The sequence below is a fragment of the Sulfurimonas sp. genome, from assembly GCF_023229105.1.
Classification (GTDB): domain Bacteria; phylum Campylobacterota; class Campylobacteria; order Campylobacterales; family Sulfurimonadaceae; genus Sulfurimonas.
The window spans coordinates 47488-69681 of record NZ_JALNZY010000001.1 but is presented as its reverse complement, the minus strand read 5'-3'; the positions used below and the strand labels follow the sequence as shown (position 1 = coordinate 69681).

The window sequence follows — 22194 nt, the reverse complement described above, 5'->3', positions numbered from 1 at the left end:
TTGTCAATAGGCTGCCATGATTTTAAAAGCTGATGCTCCAACGGCATTTTTGGACTCTTTTACCGCAGACACTTTAAATGCAAAAATCTACTTCTGTTTGTGTGAAAATTTAAACCGGCTCTCCATGTCAATTGTCTCATCTCTTCCAAATACTATTACCTCTTTGTCAACCACAATCTCACTCCCGTCTATCTTGTGCGGATAATCAACAAAATTTAGAATGTGCTTTATTGTATTTATTCTTGCTTTTTTCTTATTGTCGCTCTTTACCACGGTCCATGGTGCAATTTTTGTATGTGTTGCACTTAACATCATATACTTTGCAAGAGCATACTCATCCCACAAATCTTGAGCTTTTGCATCAACCTCGGAAAATTTATACTGTTTTAAAGGGTCCTGCTCTCTTTTGGCAAATCTTTTCGCCTGCTCCTCTTTTGTTACAGAGAAATAAAACTTGAAAATTTTTATATCCTCTTCTGCTATCATTTTTTCAAACTGCGGCACATCTTTTAAAAACCTATGATGCTCTCTCTCGCTGCAAAAGCCCATGACCGGCTCAACCATAGCTCTGTTATACCAGCTTCTATCAAAAAGAACTATCTCGCCTGCACTTGGCAGATGAGCAACATATCTTTGAAAATACCACTGGGTCTTCTCTTGGTCACTTGGCTTGCCTAACGCTACAACTCTCGCACCCCTTGGGTTTAGATGCTCTATGATTCTCTTAATAGTTCCGCCCTTGCCTGCCGCATCACGCCCCTCAAAAATCATAATAACTTTGAGCCCTTGCTCTTTTACATGGTTTTGAAATTTTAAGAGTTCGATTTGTAATTTTTTCAACTCCTTTTCATAAAGCAGCGTCTCCTTTTTTACCCATATACGAACCCTCCCCTCTTTATCAGCTTCTTTTTGCTCTTTTTTTAATTTTTTTTCATTCATAAAAATCCTTTACATTATTATATTATAAACTTAGAACTTATAAAAAATAAAAAATAAAAATTTTCCTACATCGATTTTAATATTTAATTAAGAGATTAAACTTTTTAACTAATTTTAGAAAAAATTGCAACACTGATTAAATTTTAAGCAATCAATCTTTTTTTTAAAAAAATAAATTAGATATACTGTTACTTATATTATTTATAAAATCTAGGAGATAGAAGCAATGGGAAAATTTGTTAACAGCATAGAAGAGTTTTTTACTTTTTGCGAAGAAAATGATGTTCAGTTCGTAGATTTGAGATTTACGGACATTAAAGGCACTTGGCATCACGTTAGCTACCGTATGAGTGCGATAAATAGAGAAATACTAGAGAACGGTTTCCCGTTTGACGGATCATCTATTGATGCTTGGCAGCCTATTAACAGATCTGACATGATTTTAAAAGCTGATGTTCCTACAGCATTTTTGGACCCTTTTACCGCAGACCCTACCATAATTATTTTTTGTGACGTTTATGACATATATAAAAATCGTATGTATGAAAGATGTCCTCGTTCAATCGCAAAAGCTACATTGGCACATGCGGACTCTTTAGGAATTTCTGATGCTGCATACTTTGGACCTGAAAATGAGTTCTTTGTTTTTGATAATATCCAATTTATTGACAACCCAAATGAAGCGGGATATAAAATTGATACCGAAGAGGGCGAATGGAACTCAAACACTCACTATGCAGATATGTACAACTCAGGTCACAGACCCGGAAACAAGGGTGGTTACTTTCCTGTAGCTCCTACTGATAGCATGGTTGATCTTAGAGCTGAGATGATGTTGGTTTTAGAACAAGTAGGTTTAGAGGTCATTCTCGGACATCATGAAGTTGCTCAAGGGCAAGGTGAAATCGGTATCGTTTTTTCAGATATGGTTACAGCTGCTGACAATGTTCAAAAGCTAAAATATGTTATAAAAATGGTTGCGCATCTAAACGGTAAAACTGCTACGTTTATGCCAAAACCAATATTTGGCGACAACGGTAACGGAATGCATGTTCATCAATCACTCTGGAAAGAGGGCAAAAACCTTTTCTATGAAAAAGGCAACTACGCTAACATAAGCGAGATGGCACTTCACTACATCGGCGGTATCTTTAAACATGCTCGCTCCCTAGCAGCATTTACAAACCCTTCGACAAACTCTTACAAGAGACTTATCCCAGGATTTGAAGCTCCTAGCATCTTGACTTACTCTATGCAAAACCGTTCTGCATCTTGCCGTATCCCTTATGGTTCAGGCGAGAAATCAACACGTGTTGAGATGAGATTTCCAGACTCGACTGCATGTCCATACTTAGCATTCTCTGCTATGATGATGGCTGGACTTGACGGTATAAAAAACAGAGATATTCCAATTGGTCCGATGGATGAGGATTTATTTGAACTATCTTTAGATGAAATTCGTGAAAAAGGCATTCCTCAAATGCCACACACTCTTCGCGGTTCACTAGAGTCGCTTATCCGCGACAACGACTTCTTAAAACCTGTATTTACGCAAGAGTTTGTCACTGCTTATAAAGACTACAGATTTAAGCGTGACGTATGGCCGGATGAGGGTCGCCCTACTGCTTATGAGTTTAAAACTACATACCAGTGCTAAAACTTTAAATCCCGCTTTTTTGCGGGATTACTCCCCTTTTCAAACATTCGACTAATCGTAAATTCGCTATAATTTCAAAATAATAACAGCGTGTAAGAGTGCGTTATTAAATTCAAGTTTAAAGGTATATTATGAAAAATATTCCAGAGGGAAAATATCGCCCTTATCCAAAGATTGATTTGCCAAATAGAAAATGGCCCAATAACAGCATAACAAAAGCTCCAAAGTGGTGCAGTGTTGATTTACGCGATGGTAATCAAGCACTTATAAACCCAATGGACATGAACAAAAAACTTGAACTTTTTGCACTCTTACTCAAAATCGGATTTAAAGAGATAGAGGTTGGTTTTCCATCAGCATCAAAAGTAGAATTTGATTTCCTGCGCCGCCTTGTTGATGAGTCTCTTATCCCTGATGACGTAACTATACAAGTCTTAGTCCAAGCAAGAGAGCATCTTATTGCAAAAACATTTGAAGCTCTTAAGGGCGTAAAAAAAGCGACTGTTCATCTTTATAACTCAACTTCTTCTGCGCAGCGCAAGATAGTTTTTCAAAAATCCAAAGAGGAGATTATCGCTCTTGCGTTAGAGGGTGTTGATTTGGTTAAAGCGTATGAAGAAAAACATGACGGGGAGATATTTTTAGAGTATTCACCTGAGAGTTTTACAGGAACAGAACTGGCGTTTGCAGCCCAGATTTCCAATGCTGTGACTGCAAGATGGGGAATTAAGGAAAACAGAAAAGTGATTATAAACTTGCCTGCAACCGTTGAGATGGCAACGCCAAATATCTATGCAGACCAAATTGAGTGGATGAGCGAACATTTAGACAACAGAGAGAACGTAATCATCTCAACTCACACTCACAACGACAGAGGAACAAGCGTAGCAGCAACGGAGCTAGCACTTTTAGCAGGAGCCGACAGAGTAGAAGGAACACTTTTATGTAACGGTGAGAGAACGGGAAATGTTGACATTATTACTCTTGCTCTAAATATGACGACACAAGGCGTAGAGTCTAATCTTGACTTTAGCGATGTCAACAAAGTTTTAGACATAGTTGAGAGATGTACCGAAATAGAGACTCATGTACGCCATCCTTATGTTGGTGAGCTTGTCTATACCGCTTTTTCAGGCTCACACCAAGATGCTATAAATAAAGGCCTAGCTTACAGAAAATCAAAAAATGAGATTTTCTGGGAAGTTCCGTATCTTCCGATAGACCCTGAAGATGTAGGAAGAAGCTATGAGAGTATTATCCGCATAAATTCTCAGTCTGGAAAAGGCGGGGTTGCATTTATTTTAGAGAAAAACTTTGGTTATCAACTTCCAAAAGCGATGCACCCTGAAGTCGGTAAACTAGTTCAAGAAGTAAGTGACAAAAAAGGACAAGAACTTAGCTCTGAAGAGATATTTGAAATTTTTAACGAGAACTATTTTGCTATAAAAGAGCATATCTCCTTAGTTGACTTTACCGTCTCTAGTGTAAAAGGTATCTCAAAATGTACTTTGACCTACTCTCATGAGGGCAAAGAGATTGTAGCCCAGGGAGAAGGAAACGGTCCTGTTGATGCATGTAAAGATGCCTTAATGAAAAACTACGAAAATGAGTTTTCTATCAACTCATACTTTGAACACTCCTTTGGAAACAAAAGCTCTGCAAAAGCTATCGCATATATAGAGATAGAGACTAAAGAGACGCTCTCATGCTTTGGAGTAGGCTCAGACAACGATATAGCTACAGCATCTGTAAAAGCACTCTTTTGCGCACTAAATAGAGCGTTTCATTAATATAAACGTCAAAGGAAGTAATTCCTTTGACTACGCTAGCCGCTGTGGCACTGACGCTTGACGCATAAAGCGTCAGAAGTTATGGCTATAAAATGAAGTTTCTTTATAGAAGCTTGCCTCATACAAGGCAGAAAAATTTCTCCGCAAAAGAGGGCAACTCTCTTTGGCTCTTAAAAAGATAATCTCCATTTAAAAAAGTAACTGTTTTCATAAGCTCCAAACTCACTCTCTTCTTTGCCATTTAGTATCTGTGCACCTATCGTAAAACTATTGTAATCGTTTAGCGTATAGTTTAGGCTAGGCGATATAAAACGTGAATTTTTGTTACCAAAGCTCTCTATATAAAGCAAAGAAGCATCTAAAAAAAGATTGAAACTATAAGATAGTGTAACTCCGCCATAAAAATTAGCATTGAGGAGATTTGATAAAATATCCGAATTTATATTTAAAAGTCTCTCTTCATTTGTAAACTCTTTTGAACTGTACAACGTCTCAAACACCACGCTCACACCATTTCTAAAGCCATACTCCGCTCCTAAAATTCCCTGAAAAAACTCCACCTCATACTCTTGGTTTAGGGCATCAAAAAGGGTGCTTTTTATATAACCGGCTTCACTTCTTAACTCTATTCCCGTATCTGCTAGATTACCCTCTATCTCATACCCTAGCATCTTGGTTTTTTCAGAGTGTACAACATTGACTCCAATATCCACAAAGCCAAGATACCCTTTGTATCCTCCTGCATACTTAAACTTTTTTTCTGCATTTTGGCTCGCTACAAAAGTGACATGTGAGGTATCACTCAAGTGTCTGACATAAGAGGCGGCACTTACTCCGTATATCTCATCCGGCTCTATCGCATAGCTATTTTTTGGGTTAAAGATATTTGTCGGTGTCCATATACGCCCTACTCCCATAGATATATTTTGTAAACCTGCTACTACTCTGTTTTTTGAATCCTCATACCCCACGTAGGCTCTATAGAGTTTTACATAAACTGAACCATCACCATAATCTTTGAAATTTGTCTGCGACTCAAAAGGGGTGTTGGCACGGGAGTTTTTTAGGTACTCAAAACCATTTGAGCTTGTATAGCTATCTCCTAAATAATTTACCGCGTCACCAATTACGCTTGCGAAATAGCCCTCATTTGTGTAGTTGGCATAAACTCTAACTCTATTGTAATTGTAAATATGCCTTTTATATTCTACAGCGCTTGAGCCTTGCGAGAGTGTAATATTGGTATTTTCTACTTTATAACTCATATCTCCAAAGAGTGTTATGGCAACAAAAGGTAGAAAAAAGAGTAATTTTTTATTGTTTATAATCATCTGCGACTGCGCCATCTATTAACGTAACAATCCTCGTTACACTTCTCATAATAAGCTCATCATGTGAAGCAAACAGGATGCTAATCTCCTCTCTCTCATTTAACTCTCTCATCATCCCAATAAGTATCTCAGAGTTCTTAGAGTCAAGATTTGCGGTAGGCTCGTCTGCTAGTATGATCTTTGGTTTCGCGGCTACTGCGCGTGCGACTGCCACGCGTTGCTGCTGTCCACCGCTTAGAGCATTTGGAAGTGATTTTAGCTTATTGTCAATCTCCAAAAGCGTTGCAACCTCCAGAACTCTTTTTTTTATATCGCTATCGCTAAAACCACGAAGTCTCATAACAAAGCCAATGTTCTCTTCAACATTTAAAACAGGAATAAGATTATAGGCTTGAAACACAAAACCCATCTCATGGAGTCTTAAATTTGTCCGCTCGCCTTCACTCAAAGCCGTTATCTCTCTTTCTTGAAGAAAAATCTCGCCGCTATCACAGCTATCAAGTGCTCCTATGACATTTAGAAGTGTAGTCTTTCCGCATCCCGAAGGTCCGCGAAAAAGAGTAAACTCTCCGGCTTCTATGATTAAGTTTATATCACGAAGTGCATGAACCTCTCTTGGCTCACCTCTGTAGAAATACTTATTTACATTTTGTAATTTTATCATTTGTCAGCCTTTATCACTTCTATGGGGTTGAGTTTTTTTATCTTTGCCAGCGGAATAATTACACTAAGTAGTGACGCGGTTATAATCGCTCCAAACGTAGTAGTAAAGTAAGAGACTTTTATGGTGGCATATATTACCGCTTCATAGCCCCACATCTCCAAAGCATCTGAAAATGCACTCAAATCTATTCCATAACGCTCAAGATAGATAAGCAAAACAGCTCCTAAAACCGCTCCACCGAGATATCCAAGAAGCCCGACAACTATAGACTCTAAAAATATCTGCGCTCTTATATATCTGTAGGGCATCCCTAAGCTTATCATGATGCCAAATTCACGGACTCTCTCCAATATAGAGACATACATGACACCGAAAATCCCTATAAAAACAACGCCCATAACTATTAAAAATGTGACGGAGTTAAATATAATCATCACATCCTGCATCATCTTCATCATGGGCTGAAGTTCTAAAAACTCTTTAACATCTAAATTTGGAAATGCCCTCTTTAGTTTTTCATAAAGCTCTCTCTCTTCGCCTCTAATAGCAATCTGCATAGCATCTTGTGAGGTAGTTCCTAGAAATTTGTGCGACTGATTAATATCTATAAAAATAGCGCTGTTATCAAGTCCGATATTTGTAGTCTGAACAATTGCTCTAACATGAAGTGCTATAGAGTTTATCTCGCCCTTTGTGTCCTGAGTGGAAAAGACGACTTTAGAGCCTATGCGAAGCTTTAGTGTTTTTGCAAGCTCTATTCCTACGATAGCACCCTGCTTTTGCAAATCAATAACACCCTCTTTTAAAAACTCGCTAAACTTTCCAAAATGCTCCTCCTCTTTTAAATCTATGCCGATGAGAGATGCAAACGATGATTTTCTTGCAGTAGAGAGGAGACCGTCTGCTTTTACTCTTAAAACAACCGCTTCTACGCCTTTCATGCTCTGTAGTTGGGCTTTTATCTCATCTGCGTTTTTTATCCTGTATGTTAAATCTCTGTTTACCCTATACTCTTTTGCAAAAATGCTAATATCTCCACTCTCGCTTCTTTTGTTTTTATCTACCATATTTTTAACCAAGCCGTCATAAACACCTTCAAGCACAAGCATCATGCTCATACTCACCGCAATCATAATGATAACAAGGAGCACTCTTGCACGCCTTAAAAATGAGTTTTTCCATGCTAATTTTAGTATGAGCTTATACATGTCTTGTCGCCTCAAAAGGTCCAAATGAGTTTATATACATATAGGGGTATAAAATGCTCAAAAAGTTTAGCAGATAGATAACTCCTAGATTCCAGCCAATTGTAAATAGATTAAAATCAAAAGGTATCTCATTTAAGACGATTCCGTAATCCTTGTATATGTCGGCAATCCCCTCTATCACGATGGGATTTATACTGTAATAGTAACAGATATAAGCGGCTATCGGCGTGGCTAGAACAGTCGCTAAGATAGAGAGAATCAAGATTTCATAAAAAAGAATTGAGAAAATATTTCTCTTTGAGAGTCCAATGCAACGCAAAACACCAAACCCTTTTATCCGAGAGCTGACATTTATAAAACCGTAAATCATAATCACAAAAAAGATTACAACCATAAATAAAGAGAGGGAAATATACCCAAAAACAGCATCAACCTCCATACTCTCAACCATATTTCTCATAAGGGTTTTCCATGTAAGAGACTCTAAATTTTCATCATCAATAATTGTAATGATTTGACTATTTACCTTCTCTGCATCATCTATATTTTTGAGCTTTATAGTTATATAGGAGGCTCTGTTTTTTGCATACATCAGCTCATCAAAATAGCTTCTTGCGATAAAGGAGCTACTTGAATCAAACTCAAACGAGCCTGTTTTAAATGTTGCACAAACCCTAAAAATATCAGCCGCAAAAGAGCCATCACTCGCACTCCCGATAAAAGCAACCTCATCGCCGATGCCAAGCTTTAATTTTTTTGCCAGCTCAATGCCCATATAGACACAGTTTGCGGAGTTTTTATCTAAAAAAGCACCCTCTGTAAGAGCTGACTCAAGAGAGCTTAAAATCTTCTCTTTCTCTGGCTCTATCCCTGCAACCATGGATGCGGCAGAGTGCTCTTTGTTTGAGAGCAGCCCGTATGTCTCATATCTTGTGCTGTACGCTTCAATAGCTTCTATTTTAGCTAGTTTGTCAGTAATTGCCTTAACATTTTGTATAAGATATTCGTTGCCGCCGATATCGCGATAATCTTTATGGTAAATCTCTATAGCACCCGTATAAATTTTTAGAGAATTTTCAAGTATGGCGTTATGAGAGCCGTTTGTTAGAGATATATATAGTATAAAAAGTATCGTCGATGCAAAGGTCAAAACAGCCGTTGCAGTAGAGCGTCCCTTGTAAAAAAGAGTATTTTTAAGTGCCAGTTTAAACATCTCGGCTCCTCCTTACTTTGAAAATCTCTTTAAAGCACTTTTCTGAAAATACTCCTCTGAGATTTCCCTATCATACTCAACCTCTTCTAAAAATATCTCCGTATATCTACCCTCAACATCACTTGATTGGACTCTCCAATATGTCGGGATATAGTAGTTGCCTACTTTTTTTACATTTTCGTATATAAAATACCTTACCTCTTTGCCCTCTTCATCATAAAATATATCTTTAGAGGAGGTATAGGTCTTAGTGTCTATATTTAGCACTATCTTCCCCCAAACAACAGGAGCGTTCTCTTTTGGTAAAAGCTCAATTATTACGAGGCTTCCCTCTTTTTTTATGATTTTTGGCTCATAATCCTCTACTATTGAACTCTGTTTTACCATATCATCGTTTGTTATGTCGCTTCCCATCCATTTTTGAAGCATCATAGAGGGAGGTATCTTTATAATCCTCTCTATCTTGGGCACATACTGCCACATCTCCCCATCAAGGCTTAAGAAGGTAATGCCGTCATCTTTTGGCGGATAGATAATTTTTACAAAGCTCTTTTTGGTTCCCTGAGAATAGCTCTGCATCTTCATGCTTCTCTCATGCCCCATAAAGAGTATCTTCATCTCTAACTTCATATAGATATTTTTACCTCTGAAGTTTTCATCAAGTTTTTTGATAATCTCATGAGCCTCATCTGCCCTTAGATTTAGTATCAAGACAAAAGCTATTAAAATAATTTTGCTCATATACAACCTTTGTGAAAATCTGCTCTACTTTACTCTCTATTCTTTAAAAAAAACTTAATGTTAACGCCAAAAATAGTTCATAAAAATTCAAAAAAACTTTATATATAAATTAAAATTATTATGTTACAATCAATCACAACAAAAAAAGGAGTTCTGTTATGTTAAAAAAAACACTCATAGGTAGTTTAATATTTCTACTTTATACACCACTTAGTGCTTACGATCTTAGGTCAAATATGTTACAACTTGGAGCAGAACTTGCTGAAGTTCAGAAGTCATTTATAGCTAGTGATCAAAAAGGCGTTGAAGACTCAATCAAGCGCTTTGCACAACATTCACAAGATTTACTCGGAGATAAAGACAACTTCACTGCTATGCTTCCAGCAAACAAAAAACATAAAGCAAGCGAAGCCGTTATGAGCGCGCAAATCATCAGCCATAATGTTCAAATAATCCTTGATGCTATTGAAAACAAGCGCAATCAATCAGGCATAGTTCGTCGTGAAGAGGCTCAAAGAGCTTATACTTACATAGAACATGCTTGTTTTCGCTGCCATAACATAGTGCGAGATGAATATAAGCAGTAATGACTAAAAAAGCAACATCTCTTGTGAATTCACTTCCGCCTCTGCACGAGGCGGTTTTGATATCTCACTAAAAATCTCTCTCTTACCGTTTATATTTACTTCCATAATTCCCTCAGGCACAACAAACTCTCTTTGAATCTGCGGATATAGCTCTAATACATTCTCATAGTACAAGGCAAATGCAGGTCCGGCAACTTTTCCGCCTGTTTCACGTTTGTACATCGGGGTATTATCATCATTTCCAAACCAAACAACAGTCTCTATACTCGGAGAATAGCCTGCAAACCAAGCATCTACGTTGTTGTTTGTAGTTCCTGTTTTGCCAGCAAGCTCTATCCCTTTAACATCTGCCATTCTACCCGTTCCACTTTTTATAACATCTTGAAGAATATTCGTCATTATATAGGCTTGCGTCTCCTGCGTTATAAAACGAGCGTCCTCTCTCTTCTCATAAACGGTTACAGAACCTTTGTCTATATATCGAACAAGATGCGGCTTGACCTGAATACCGCCGTTTGCAAAAGAGGTATAGTATTTTGCCAACTCTAAAGGAGAGAGCGTAATGCTCCCTAGTGCTATAGATAAATCCGGAGGAAGATTGGCTATGCCAAACTTCCTAAACTCTCTAAGAAGCGTCGTTAAGCCAATGTCATTAACAAGGTTTATAGTTGCTAAATTTCTTGAGTGAACAAGTGCTTCCCTTAGCGTTACAAGACCTTTATAATTTTTCTCGTAATTTTTTGGCTGCCATTTTAGCTCTTCGCCGTTTTTTTCATAAGTGTATGTTCTAGAGATATCAATTAGCTCCGTCGCTCCAGAATATCCTAAATCTACAGCAACTTGATATATAAAAGGCTTAAATGCAGAACCCGGCTGACGACGCCCCTGTGTTGCCCTATTATAAGAGCTTTTTTGATAATCAACACTTCCTACAAGGGCTAAAATATCTCCTGTTTTAGAGTCCAATGAAACAAGTGCACCATTTAAAAGAGAGCTGTTTATATCTTGTTCAATCTCATAATTTGGATTTGCAGCCAACGCTCTCTTGTCACTAGCAATATAGCTCTCAATCCTCTCAATCGACATATCGTAAGCTTTTTTGAGAGACTCTTTCGCCGCTTTTTGAAGTCTTATATCTATAGTCGTATAGATTTCATATCCGCCACTTTTTATATTATCTATTCCAAACTCCGAGGCTCTTCTTAGAATCTCATCCACTATAAACGGTGCGTTATTTTGTGTCAGCGTATCATCAAAAACTTCAGGCGTCTCAAGCAGGGAGTTGTTGTATGTTTGCTCATCTAACCATCCAAGGGCATACATTCTTGCTATCACACGGTTTGCCCTGCCCATAGAAATTTCATAATTTTTTGTTGGTGCATAAGTGCTTGGAGCTTTTGGCAGACCTACAAGTATCGCTATCTCTTTGAGGGTCAAATCATCAAGTTTTTTATGGAAATAGCCGTCCGCTGCTGTTTTTATCCCATAATAGCCATGCCCAAAATAGATCTCATTGAGATACCTCTCAAGTATCTCCTCTTTACTCAAAGCCAGTTCGAGTTTTAATGAGTAGATAACCTCTTTAACTTTTCTTGAGAGTTTTTTCTCTCTTGTGAGAAGTCTATTTTTTACCAACTGCTGCGTTATGGTACTAGCCCCCTCAACCAATTTTCCTGCTTTAATATCTTTAATAATCGCTCTAAAAATAGCATCTATATTTATGCCGGGGTGTTCAAAGAAAGTAGTATCTTCTATGGCTAAAAGTGCCTCAATTGCACGCGAGGGAATCTCATTAAACTCTGCATAATATCTATGTTCGTTTTCAAAAATATTAGCAATCTTCTCGCCGTTTTTATCATAAAACCTTGTTGTTAAGGGTGGTTTATAATTTTCAAGTGAAGATATATCATACTCTTCTTCGAGCAAAAAATAAGCAAGAACTAAAAATGGAGCTAAAAATCCAAACAGAAGAAACGTGAAAAATATATTTTTAACAACTCTCATGTTCTAAAACTCCTATTTGCAAAACTTGCATCAATTAAAACTTTTGTGTACGCATCCAGTGGATTTTGCAAAACATTTTCCATTCTTCCACTCTCTACAACTTTTCCATTTTTTATAACGCAGATATCTTCACATAAAATTTTAGCAGAATTCATGTCATGTGTTACAAAAAGTATTTTAAAACCAAACTCAGCTTGGAGAGTTTTTAGTAGATCTAAAATAACAACTCTACTCTTTGGATCAAGTGCGGTTGTAGGCTCATCAAGCAAAATAAGTTCAGGCTCATTACTTAGCGCCATAGCAATCACCACTCTTTGAAGCTGCCCGCCCGATAGCTCAGGTGGGAATCTCTCTAAAAGATCTGCATCAAGTCCGACTTGAGCAAAAAGCGTTTGCACTTTTTGCTCAGGTATGAAAAACTGTTTTTTAATCTTTGTTAGAGGAGAGAGTGCCGTAAAGGGATTTTGAGGCACAAAAGCCAAAGTCTTTCCGGCTATAAGCTCAAAATTGCCCTCGTGCTCTATCTCCAACTCCATACTCTTTGGCAGCATGTTAAGCAAAGCCTTTATTGTCAAACTCTTTCCGCTTCCGCTCTGTCCGACAAGTGCGAGGGAGGAGGAGATGTTAAAAGCAATGTCAACTAGATTTTTTTTCTCTATTGTTATTCGCAGTTTTGTTACATTCATTGTTTTATTTTAGCCAAACTTATGCACAACTCTCTTAACATATCGCAACTCTCGCCCACTCTTGCTATAAGACGTATAATAGCTCTCTCAACAGTCGGCTGCCTTATTGCACCAACTTCAAAACCTAATTTTTTAAGTGCCTCACGAATCTCTATAACTTTTTTGTTGTCATTGATAGTAATGGGAACGATAAGACCCTTTACCTTAACTCCCAACTCTTCATAAACAATCTTTTGGCGTTTTTGTATCTCACTTTTTAAATACTCTCTATTTTGCAAAATATATCTAAGTGCATTATGCGCCAAAAGTGTATCATATAGTGAAAGAGAAGTAGCGTAGATAATTGGTTTTGCACGGTTGATAAGATACTCGACGATATGTGAGGAGGCAAGAATGAAAGCACCGAAACTCCCATAAGCCTTTCCAAGCGTTCCCATTTTTATGTAGTTTGGCTTGATGGCAATCTTATAGTAGTCAAAAACTCCCATGAGATTTTCCCCGATTACTCCGCTGCTATGCGCCTCATCCACTATCAAGAGAGCATCATATCTATCACAAATTTCAAAAACCGCGCTTTCTACTAAATCGCCGTCCATTGAGTAGATGCCCTCAACTGCGACTATCTTTCTTTTAGCCTCGGATGATTTTAGAAGCTCTTCTAGCTCCTGCATATTGTTATGAGAGAAAAATTTTACATTTACACTCTTTATATTTGATGCAAGAACTCCCGAGGCATGATACTTCTCATCCATAAAAAGGGTATCCCCACGTCTAACAAGAGCTTCAATAAGCGCTATATTTGCATTAAAGCCGCTTCCTAAAATCACTCCATCTTCAAAGCCGTTTGCTTCACATAAAGCCGTCTCAAAATTTTTATGAATTTGATGATAGCCATTTACTAAAAGTGAAGCTTTTGAACTATGAAGCGGCATCTCTAAGAGAGTTTGACATGTGAGAGTATGTAGCTCTTTTTTATGTGCAAGTCCAAGATAATCGTTTGAAGCAAAATCTAAAAAAGCGTCGTCATAAAGCTCTCTTTGCCTGTATCTTTTAGATTTTTTAAGCGCTTTTAGTTCGCTTTCATAGTACATTATCTAACCATAACCTTGTCTCTGCCACCCTCTTTAGCATCATAAAGAGCCTCATCTGCTCTTTTAAAAAGAAACTCTAAGTCTTCCCCTTTAGCATACTCCACAACTCCAAAACTCATAGTGATTGGAACTATTTTTTTATGCTCTTTTACTGCTACTCTTAATTTTTCGGCTACTTTGTACGCACTTGCTCTATCTGTATATGGAAGTATAAGAGTAAACTCCTCTCCTCCAATTCTGCAAAAAATATCACCGTCTCTTAGATGTGAAGATATCAGTTTTGTATATTCAACAAGCACATCATCTCCAATATCATGACCATAACTGTCGTTTATTTTTTTAAAATAATCTATATCAAAAACAATAAGCGAAAGTGGATAAAAATAGTGGTTTGCGTTTGAACTACCTTGCTTTATCTGCTGATTGTAGTAATATCTGTTTCTTATCTTTGTAAGAGGGTCTGTTATATTTGTATGTTCTAGCTCTTTTTGGTAGAGCTTCTCTTTGGTTATATCTGAAAAAATTGCACTGTAATGACCATCTTTTGGAGAAATAAGAGAGATTCCGACCGTAAAGTAGTAGAGATTTGAGCCGATGAGAATCTTTATTTGATTGTCTTTAGGATTTTGCATCACATACTCAATCCAGTTTACTCCACCCATATTTTTATGGACATATCCATCTTTTTCTACAAAAAAACCAGATATTGATTTATGCTCTTTTTTAAACTCTTCGAGGGTGCTGTATTTGTTAAAATATTTGAAAAAAGTCTTGTTTACCTCAATAATACTGTTCTTATCTACCACCACTACAATATTTGATGAAGAATCTATAATATTTTTATAGTACATTCTTTGCTTGTCATTTTTTTCATGAATATAATTACCTACTATCACGGCAATAATCATAATAGTAATTAGCGTAATGGTAAGCCACTTATATATAAAAAAATCAAAGCCGTTATTTGAAATCTCCAGCACACGCTTGGAATCCTCAACAAAATCAACATAGAGCCAACCGCCTAAGAGCAGTGTTACTATAACAATAACTCCAATTAGAGAGAATCTGCTAGATTTTAAAATGAGAAATCCTTTTTTGATATATTTTAACAATATTTTTCTTTATCCAATAGAAAAATTGACAATAAATCGGTATTTAATCCCATAGCGGTACTTTCATACCCTTTTACTTCTCTAATATACTGTTTGCAAAACCCTTCAACCATACAAGCTCCTGCTTTACCTCGCCACTCCCCGCTCTTTAAATATCTCTCTACTTCATCAAAGTCAAAATCATTAAAGAGATACTTGGTCTCAGAGATATCTATAATCTTCATTTCACAAGATTGGTATACCATGCAGGTAATTATACTTGTCTCACTCCCGCTTTGAGTAAACAAAATATTTCGCGCTTCATCAGCGCATCTTGCTTTTCTAAGAATCTGCCCACTTGAGGCAACTACTGTGTCAGCAACTAAAAGCGGGTAATCCTTATATCCAAAAGCTCTTAGATTTGCTTCAAATTTTCCTATTGTTGCCTGATATACAAAATTTTTAGCAGATGAGGCGATTATGCTATCTTCATCAAAATCTACACTCTCTTGAATAAACCCGATACCCGAATCTCTGAGAAGTTTTGCACGGGTTTGCGAAGAAGATGCAAGTCTTATCATCACAGAGTGCTTGAGAGGTATGTCCCTAAAAATATAGCGATAATACCAAGAGTGATATTTAGAGGAACCATAAATTTTCCAATAAGCTCTATTTGAGTTTTAGCTCCAAGCATATTGCCCTCATTTAACATTCTCTCGCCTCTGCTTCTTCTTAAAATCATGACGATTAAATTAATAAACATGATGCTCCAAATGCCCTCTTTTATATGAGAAAACGCGGAAAAATCGCTCTGGCTCAGTCCATAACCTTTTATCATAAAAATTGCAGTTATTATAAGAGTAACGACAAACGGAAGCACTATATAAAAAAGTCTCTTTAGGGCATGAGAGATGCGCTCAAGTCTCTTTTGCGGAGACTCAATTTCTAAAAAAGAGTAGTGAGCAGCGTAACGCATAGCTATCATGCCACCTACCCAAACAACTGCACTAATCACATGTAAAAAAACTATGACTGTTTTATGCTCTAAAAATATATCTTGCACTACCCCAAAACCTCACTTATGTAAGCTTTTGCTTTTACTTTAGCTTCGGCAATCTTAGAGATATCTTTTCCACCGGCTTGCGCAAAATCAGCTCTGCCGCCTCCACCTCCGCCTAAAATCGGAGCAATGTTTTTAATCCACTCTCCTGCTTTTGCATCAGCACCTTTAACACCTGCAGCTATCAAAACTTTATCGCCTTTAACTTGAAAGAGCATTGCGCATAATTTTTCGTTTTGGTTTTTAAGTTCGTCAATTTTCTCTTTTATATCGCCGCTTGTCAGCTCATCAACCACAACTGCAACGCCGTTAATATTATCCGCTTTTATCTCTACGTGTATGCTGTTTTGCGCCTCAAGAAGCTCTACTTTTAACTCAGAGATAGTTGATTTTAGTCTTGAGATTCCTGCCATAGCATCTAGGTTTTTAACCTCTGCTTGAATCTCTTTAATCAGTGCTCTATTCTCACAGAAGTGCTCATACGCCGCATATCCGCAAACTGCCTCAATTCTGCGTACACCTGCACTTACGCCGCTCTCTTTTGTGATAATAAATGAGCCGATTGATGCAGTGTTATCCACATGCACTCCGCCACAAAACTCAATACTTGCATCACCGAAGCTAACGACTCTTACCTCTTGTCCGTATTTCTCGCCAAACTGTGCTTTTGCACCTGATTTTTTAGCGTCCTCAATACTCATGACCTCAGTTTTACCACCAAGACCGCGCATAATCTGCTCATTTACTCTGTTTTCTATCTCAAGAAGTTCTTCCTGCGAGATAGCTTTTGGATGAGAGAAGTCAAAGCGAAGTCTATCTGCTTCAACAAGCGAACCTGCTTGAGAGATATGCTCTCCTAGCACATCAAAAAGCACTGCATGGAGCAAGTGAGTTGCAGAGTGATGCTTAGTTATCTCGTTTCTTGAAATATCCACAACAGCTTCAACTTCATCTGATACTTTTAACTCTTTTTCAACCGTTATCTCAGAGAGGTTTAAACCGAAAAATTTCTTAGTATCTTCTACCTTTGCCAAGCCTGTAAGTGTGCCTATATCTCCACACTGTCCGCCTGATTCTGCATAAAAAGGAGTTGCCTCTAAAAGCACCCAACCTTTTGCGCCTGAGGGGAGCATATCGGCATGACGATACTGCTTATCCAAGAGTGCCAAAACTCTACTTTTGTGCTTTGTACTTTCGTACCCAACAAAGCTATTTTCACCGAATTTTTCTAAAAGCTCTTTAAAATCGCCATGAACAGCTTCATCTCCGCTACCCTTCCAAGCAGCTTTTGCACGTGTACGCTGCTGACTCATCAGTGTTTCAAACGTAACTGCATCAAGTTTGAGATTTTTCTCTCTTAACATATCTTCGGTCAAATCAAGAGGGAAGCCAAAAGTATCGTAGAGTTTAAATGCAACCTCCCCGCTAAATACCTCTTTTGTCTCCTTAAGCTCTTCATTAAAAAGCTCAATTCCAGATGCAATAGTTTTGAAAAATCTTGCTTCTTCAAGCTCAATCTGCTCTTTTACAACTTCTGCTTTTTGAGCTAGATAATCATACTCTTTGCCCATGATTGCGACAACAGTATCTACAAGTTTATACATAAAAGGCTCACTAAACCCAAGCAGATAACCATGTCTTACCCCGCGTCGGAGAATTCTTCTAAGTACGTATCCTCTACCCTCGTTGGAGAAATTTACACCCTGAGAGAGAAGAAAAAGAGCAGTTCTTACGTGATCTGCTATAACGCGGTAAGATGCGCCATCGGCATAAATATACTCTTTTTTTATAAGCACTTCAATCTTTTTGATTATAGGCATAAAAAGTGAGGAGGAGTAGTTACTTGTAACGCCCTCGCTAATTGCCACAACACGCTCAAACCCCATTCCTGTATCAATAGAAGGTTTTGGAAGAGGAGTTAGGGTGCCATCACTGCTTCTCTCATACTGCATAAAGACAAGATTCCAAATCTCTAAAAATCTATCGCCCTCGCCTCCCATACAATCCTCAGGACCATTGAAATTCTCCTCGCCTTGATCGTAAAAAATTTCACTACATGGTCCACATGGTCCCGTGTCACCCATCTGCCAAAAGTTATCTTTATCGCCAAGACGCATAATTCTCTCATGCGCTACATGCTTTTGCCAAAGCTTCTCCGCTTCATCATCGCTCTCATGCACTGTAACCCAGAGTTTCTCTTTTGGAAGCTTAAGAACCTTTGTTATAAACTCCCAGGCATACTCAATTGCTTCTTCTTTGAAATAATTCCCAAAACTAAAGTTACCTAGCATCTCGAAAAAAGTGTGATGTCTTGCCGTATAACCTACATTTTCCAAGTCATTGTGTTTTCCGCCGGCACGAATACATGTTTGGCATGAGACTGCTCTAGGATTGTGAGGAGCAGGAACTTCGCCTGTAAAGATGGACTTAAAAGGAACCATCCCCGCATTGTTAAAAAGTAGCGTCGCATCATCGGGAACAAGAGGCGAGCTAGCCACTCTGTCATGATTTTTTGATTCAAAAAATCTTAAAAATTCTTCTCTAATATCCATAAGTGTATCTCTTAGTATAAAATTGCGCGATTATATCTAAAAACAGCACTATAGCACTTTAAAAAGTTCAACAAATGACAACACTTTTTATTTTTTATGGCAACGGGAGCAGAGCCCCATGCTGGTTTCACTCTGTAGAAGAGATGGCGCGTTTGAGGCATGCGGGTTATGACAACTTGTACAGCTTAAATCCTTGCCTTCTCTGGAGGGATCTTTTACATTATGGGTCGGATGCGCTTTTCTCCCAAATGTTTTAACAATATGCATCCCCTCAATTTTATCTTTATGACAATCTGTACAGAGCTCCCAAGAAGGCTTTTTTAGGTAAAACTCGCTAAGCGATGAGTGTGCATTATGACACCTATTGCAGCGTCCGGACTCCGCAGGCTCATGATGGAACCTTTTTTTGCTCCACTCCTCTTTATATTTTTTATGGCAGGAGAAGCAAACTCCCTCTATCGGATCTGGAACACTATATTTTGTCCTATCTTTATCTGCCTTATTAAACACTCCTACCTCACCGTTATGACAAGATGTGCAGAGCCAATTTACCGATGGTGCATGTGAGTGCTTCTCTTTGTTTATACTCTTGTGACATCCATAACAGTTTGATTTTGTAATATCTTCAAATGCCACGCCACTTACTTCATTCACACTCATGTCGTGGCATTTTATACATAGCTTCTCATTCTCTTGGTTATGAAAATGTTTTTTGCTATACCCCTCTGGCGGGTATCTAAAATCTTTGTCAACTTTTGATACAAAAAAGAGCTCTCTGCTCTGCTCTTTTATAACTAAAGCATTTTTGTAGCCTGCCACTTTTATACTGTTTAGCCCAATATGAAGATTTATACTTTTACAGTAGTGTGAGCGCTCCTCATTAACCTCAATGCTAAACGTCTTGTTTGCATCTGTCGTTATTGAAATAAAATCTATTTTTTGGCTATCAGCCTCAATCACAAATGAAGCAATCCTCTCTTCATTTATACTAGAGATTTGCGGATTAAGCAATCTGAATCCTGTTTCATCCTGCGCAAAAAGCAAGAAAGAGCAGAACAGTAAAGAGAGTATATATTTTATGCAGATATACCTTCTCATTTTACAACTCTCTCAAATCTCTTTTTTAGAAAAAACGGCTGATTTGACGCATGCGGCGTATGGCACTCTATACATAAGCCCCCCTCGCTAGTACCACTACATGCAGAATTTTTGCTCTGCTGCGCTTTTATATGCTTATCTTTATGGCATCCCAGACATATCAGGTTTACATCTTTGCGTATAAACATGATGTAGGGACCGGAGTGAGGATTATGACACTTCTCGCAGTGTCCTGAATCCAATGGTTCATGGCGATATTTTGCATTACCCCATAACTCTTTGTTCTCCTCGTGACACTCAAAACATGAAGCATTAATAGGCTCTTTTGTGAGATATTTGGAGACACCTTTTTTGCTCTGTATATGACAGCTAGTACATAGCCAGTTTGCCGAAGGGGCATGAGCATACTTCTCTTTGTTTATACTCTTGTGACATCCATAACAGTTTGATTTTGTAATATCCTCAAATGCCACACCACTTACTTCATTCACACTCATGTCGTGACATTTTGCACAAAGTTTCTCATTATCTTTATTGTGAAAATAAGTATGGCTATACTCTTGTGGCGGATACCTAAACTGATGATAAAGCTCTGATGAGACATAAACATCTCTATTCTCTTGAGCTACTAAAACATTCTCTTTATAGGCTCTAATATCAACTCTGTTTTCACCGAGTCTCAGCTGAATGTTTTTGCACTCTGTATTTTTTTGGCTTTTCATATCTATCTCTATCTCCTCTAAGGGAGTCATTATTTTAATGATATCTACTCTTTTTTTGTCTATCTCTAAAACAACATTTAGCGTCAACTCAGTTTGAAGATGGTTCTGTTTTGGAGTGAGTACCTGCATAAACCCATCTTCTGCAAAAGCGCCTGTGAAAAATATAGCCAACGCTATAAAAGCTTTTGCAAAATCATAAGCAGATATCACTTTCCTATCCCTTTTGGATTAACACGGTCATAAGCAAACTCTTTATGACAAGCAGGAGCACAAGAACCACCCTCAGCACTCTCTTTAAACCTAAGCGGAAATTTTATACCGTTAAAATCGGTATAGTCCCTTATAAGATGCTTGTATTTAGAAGCATGTTCATCATGACAAGCTCTACATGCACGCCCTTTTCTATCGTTTACATGTAGGTAGTGCAGATTTACCTCGCCGTCTCTAAACGCAGTAATATTGTGCTCCTGTGAAGTAGTGATAAACTGTTTTGTAATTTTTTTCTCTGTGTGACACTTAAAACAAAAAAACTCTTTATTTGCCAAATCAGCATAAAAGTTTTGCGTAAAAGATTTTCTTAGAATGCTAAAGTTATCTGAACCGTGTGGATCGTGACAAGCTGAACATCCTCCCTCTTTTTTAACATCTTTTATTGGTTTGTGCCAATTTGGATTTTCGTCTAGATGCTTTTTCATATTCATAAGCATTCCGCCGTCTTCATCAGACTTTACTTCTTTGTCATGGCACTTTAAACATGTAGCAACCGGGTCTTTTTTAAGCAGTTTAACATGTTTTGTAGCATGCGGATCATGACACTCTAAACAGCGCTTCTCACTTGTATTTACACCACCATGTTTAAACTTTGCATGAGTTATTTTTTCTTTAATTGTATCATGGCAATCCAAACATAAATCCATCTTTGCATCAAGAGAAAGGAGTGATTTGTGATCTGCCGTATGTGCATCGTGACACTCTAAACAACTCTTTTCTACAATAGGCTTATGCTTAACCGCCAAGTCCATGTTGACAAACAGCTTTTCTGCTTTTGCACTGAATGTGCTTTTGCGGTCATGGCACTTCAGACATAGGGTATTTACAGACTCAGCCTTTAGTAACTTTTTTGTATTTGACTGATGCGGATCATGACAGTCCATGCATCGTCCATCTTTTGCAGGTTTATGATCAAACTTTTTTGTGTAGCGAGTCTTGTGACATTCATAACATATCTCAGAAATATTTTTCTTAACCAGCTCTCCGGGTTTATTATTCTTTGATGTATGGCAGATTTGGCATGCTCCCATCTTAAATGGTTCATGAAGATACTGCTTAAGCGGTTTGAATTTTGCAGGTAAATCTTCCATCTTAACAATTTTTGCTTTTATTGTTTGTGTTTTAGTGTGTGTTGGGATCTCTTCTTCTCTAATCTCATCAACTTGAATCTCTGGCGGTGCTTTTATAGCAAGAACAAGAGCCTCTTTTTTCTTATCAATAGAACTTTTAAACTCTTGGGCAAGTTTAGTGATATTGACATCTTTTAATTCATCATCGCTTATAGTAAAATTAACCTCTTCATAGGCATGTTTGGCATTTTTAAGACTATTTGTTATATTACCCATTATAGTAACAAAGCGACTCAGCTTATCAGCAACACCATATGACTGAAATAAGAATACACTCAGTGCTAATACCAACACTGTTATTATTATTTTTGTCATATTTTGTTTCATTACTATACCTCGTGTTTTTTAACTACCAAATTT

Annotated in this window: 19 protein-coding genes; 3 read left to right on the top strand and 16 right to left on the bottom strand. The window is 37.7% G+C overall.

Annotated elements, in window-relative coordinates:
* Positions 1–87: 87 nt before the first annotated feature.
* Complete coding sequence (gene ppk2, locus M0Q17_RS00335; protein ID WP_295082053.1) at positions 88–939, bottom strand: polyphosphate kinase 2; 852 nt, start codon at positions 937–939, stop codon at positions 88–90.
* A 226-nt stretch (positions 940–1165) separates the two neighbouring features.
* Here ppk2 and glnA point away from each other — a divergent pair, with 226 nt between their 5' ends.
* Together glnA and leuA are read left to right on the top strand one after the other, a co-directional pair.
* Positions 1166–2596: a type I glutamate--ammonia ligase gene (glnA, locus tag M0Q17_RS00330; protein ID WP_295082051.1), complete on the top strand. Its 1431-nt coding sequence runs from the start codon at positions 1166–1168 to the stop codon at positions 2594–2596.
* A 131-nt stretch (positions 2597–2727) separates the two neighbouring features.
* Positions 2728–4386 (top strand): 2-isopropylmalate synthase, encoded by a 1659-nt coding sequence (gene leuA, locus M0Q17_RS00325; protein WP_295082049.1) that lies wholly within the window; start codon positions 2728–2730, stop codon positions 4384–4386.
* Between the two features lie 170 nt (positions 4387–4556).
* Here leuA and M0Q17_RS00320 read toward each other — a convergent pair whose 3' ends face one another.
* The 5 genes from M0Q17_RS00320 to M0Q17_RS00300 are packed head-to-tail and all read right to left on the bottom strand — an operon-like array spanning position 4557 to position 9543.
* Positions 4557–5732 (bottom strand): hypothetical protein, encoded by a 1176-nt coding sequence (locus M0Q17_RS00320; RefSeq protein WP_295082047.1) that lies wholly within the window; start codon positions 5730–5732, stop codon positions 4557–4559.
* A complete protein-coding gene (locus tag M0Q17_RS00315; protein ID WP_295082044.1) occupies positions 5701–6381 on the bottom strand; it encodes an ABC transporter ATP-binding protein in 681 nt (226 codons plus the stop codon). The genes M0Q17_RS00320 and M0Q17_RS00315 overlap by 32 nt, the downstream gene beginning before the upstream one ends.
* A complete protein-coding gene (locus M0Q17_RS00310; RefSeq protein ID WP_295082042.1) occupies positions 6378–7589 on the bottom strand; it encodes an FtsX-like permease family protein in 1212 nt (403 codons plus the stop codon). Before M0Q17_RS00310 ends, M0Q17_RS00315 begins: the two co-directional genes overlap by 4 nt.
* Entirely contained in the window at positions 7582–8802 is a 1221-nt protein-coding gene (locus M0Q17_RS00305; protein WP_295082039.1) for an FtsX-like permease family protein, read from the bottom strand. The genes M0Q17_RS00310 and M0Q17_RS00305 overlap by 8 nt, the downstream gene beginning before the upstream one ends.
* A gap of 12 nt (positions 8803–8814) precedes the next feature.
* Entirely contained in the window at positions 8815–9543 is a 729-nt protein-coding gene (locus tag M0Q17_RS00300; protein WP_295082037.1) for an outer membrane lipoprotein-sorting protein, read from the bottom strand.
* Between the two features lie 158 nt (positions 9544–9701).
* Here M0Q17_RS00300 and M0Q17_RS00295 point away from each other — a divergent pair, with 158 nt between their 5' ends.
* Complete coding sequence (locus M0Q17_RS00295; RefSeq protein WP_295082035.1) at positions 9702–10130, top strand: hypothetical protein; 429 nt, start codon at positions 9702–9704, stop codon at positions 10128–10130.
* A 3-nt stretch (positions 10131–10133) separates the two neighbouring features.
* On the opposite strand, the gene M0Q17_RS00290 is transcribed toward M0Q17_RS00295, so the two are convergent.
* From M0Q17_RS00290 to M0Q17_RS00245, 10 genes are all read right to left on the bottom strand, one after another.
* A complete protein-coding gene (locus M0Q17_RS00290) occupies positions 10134–12134 on the bottom strand; it encodes a penicillin-binding protein 1A (RefSeq protein WP_295082033.1) in 2001 nt (666 codons plus the stop codon).
* The gene (locus tag M0Q17_RS00285; RefSeq protein ID WP_295082031.1) at positions 12131–12820 is read right to left on the bottom strand and encodes an ATP-binding cassette domain-containing protein; all 690 of its coding nucleotides are present in this window, start codon (positions 12818–12820) and stop codon (positions 12131–12133) included. The genes M0Q17_RS00290 and M0Q17_RS00285 overlap by 4 nt, the downstream gene beginning before the upstream one ends.
* Positions 12817–13911 carry a pyridoxal phosphate-dependent aminotransferase family protein gene (locus M0Q17_RS00280; RefSeq protein WP_295082030.1) on the bottom strand — a complete coding sequence of 365 codons (1095 nt, stop codon included), beginning with the start codon at positions 13909–13911 and terminating at the stop codon, positions 12817–12819. The genes M0Q17_RS00285 and M0Q17_RS00280 overlap by 4 nt, the downstream gene beginning before the upstream one ends.
* Positions 13911–15023 carry a GGDEF domain-containing protein gene (locus M0Q17_RS00275; RefSeq protein ID WP_295082027.1) on the bottom strand — a complete coding sequence of 371 codons (1113 nt, stop codon included), beginning with the start codon at positions 15021–15023 and terminating at the stop codon, positions 13911–13913. The genes M0Q17_RS00280 and M0Q17_RS00275 overlap by 1 nt, the downstream gene beginning before the upstream one ends.
* Positions 15017–15583 (bottom strand): septum formation inhibitor Maf, encoded by a 567-nt coding sequence (gene maf, locus M0Q17_RS00270; RefSeq protein WP_295082024.1) that lies wholly within the window; start codon positions 15581–15583, stop codon positions 15017–15019. The genes M0Q17_RS00275 and maf overlap by 7 nt, the downstream gene beginning before the upstream one ends.
* A complete protein-coding gene (locus tag M0Q17_RS00265; RefSeq protein WP_295082022.1) occupies positions 15583–16065 on the bottom strand; it encodes a hypothetical protein in 483 nt (160 codons plus the stop codon). The genes maf and M0Q17_RS00265 overlap by 1 nt, the downstream gene beginning before the upstream one ends.
* Complete coding sequence (alaS, locus tag M0Q17_RS00260; RefSeq protein ID WP_295082020.1) at positions 16065–18614, bottom strand: alanine--tRNA ligase; 2550 nt, start codon at positions 18612–18614, stop codon at positions 16065–16067. The genes M0Q17_RS00265 and alaS overlap by 1 nt, the downstream gene beginning before the upstream one ends.
* An 87-nt stretch (positions 18615–18701) precedes the next feature.
* Complete coding sequence (locus M0Q17_RS00255) at positions 18702–19712, bottom strand: cytochrome c3 family protein (protein WP_295082016.1); 1011 nt, start codon at positions 19710–19712, stop codon at positions 18702–18704.
* Positions 19709–20644 (bottom strand): cytochrome c3 family protein, encoded by a 936-nt coding sequence (locus M0Q17_RS00250; RefSeq protein WP_295082013.1) that lies wholly within the window; start codon positions 20642–20644, stop codon positions 19709–19711. The genes M0Q17_RS00255 and M0Q17_RS00250 overlap by 4 nt, the downstream gene beginning before the upstream one ends.
* On the bottom strand, positions 20641–22161 hold the full coding sequence (locus M0Q17_RS00245; protein ID WP_295082010.1) for a cytochrome c3 family protein: 1521 nt from the start codon (positions 22159–22161) through the stop codon (positions 20641–20643). Before M0Q17_RS00245 ends, M0Q17_RS00250 begins: the two co-directional genes overlap by 4 nt.
* Between the last annotated feature and the right edge of the window lie 33 nt (positions 22162–22194).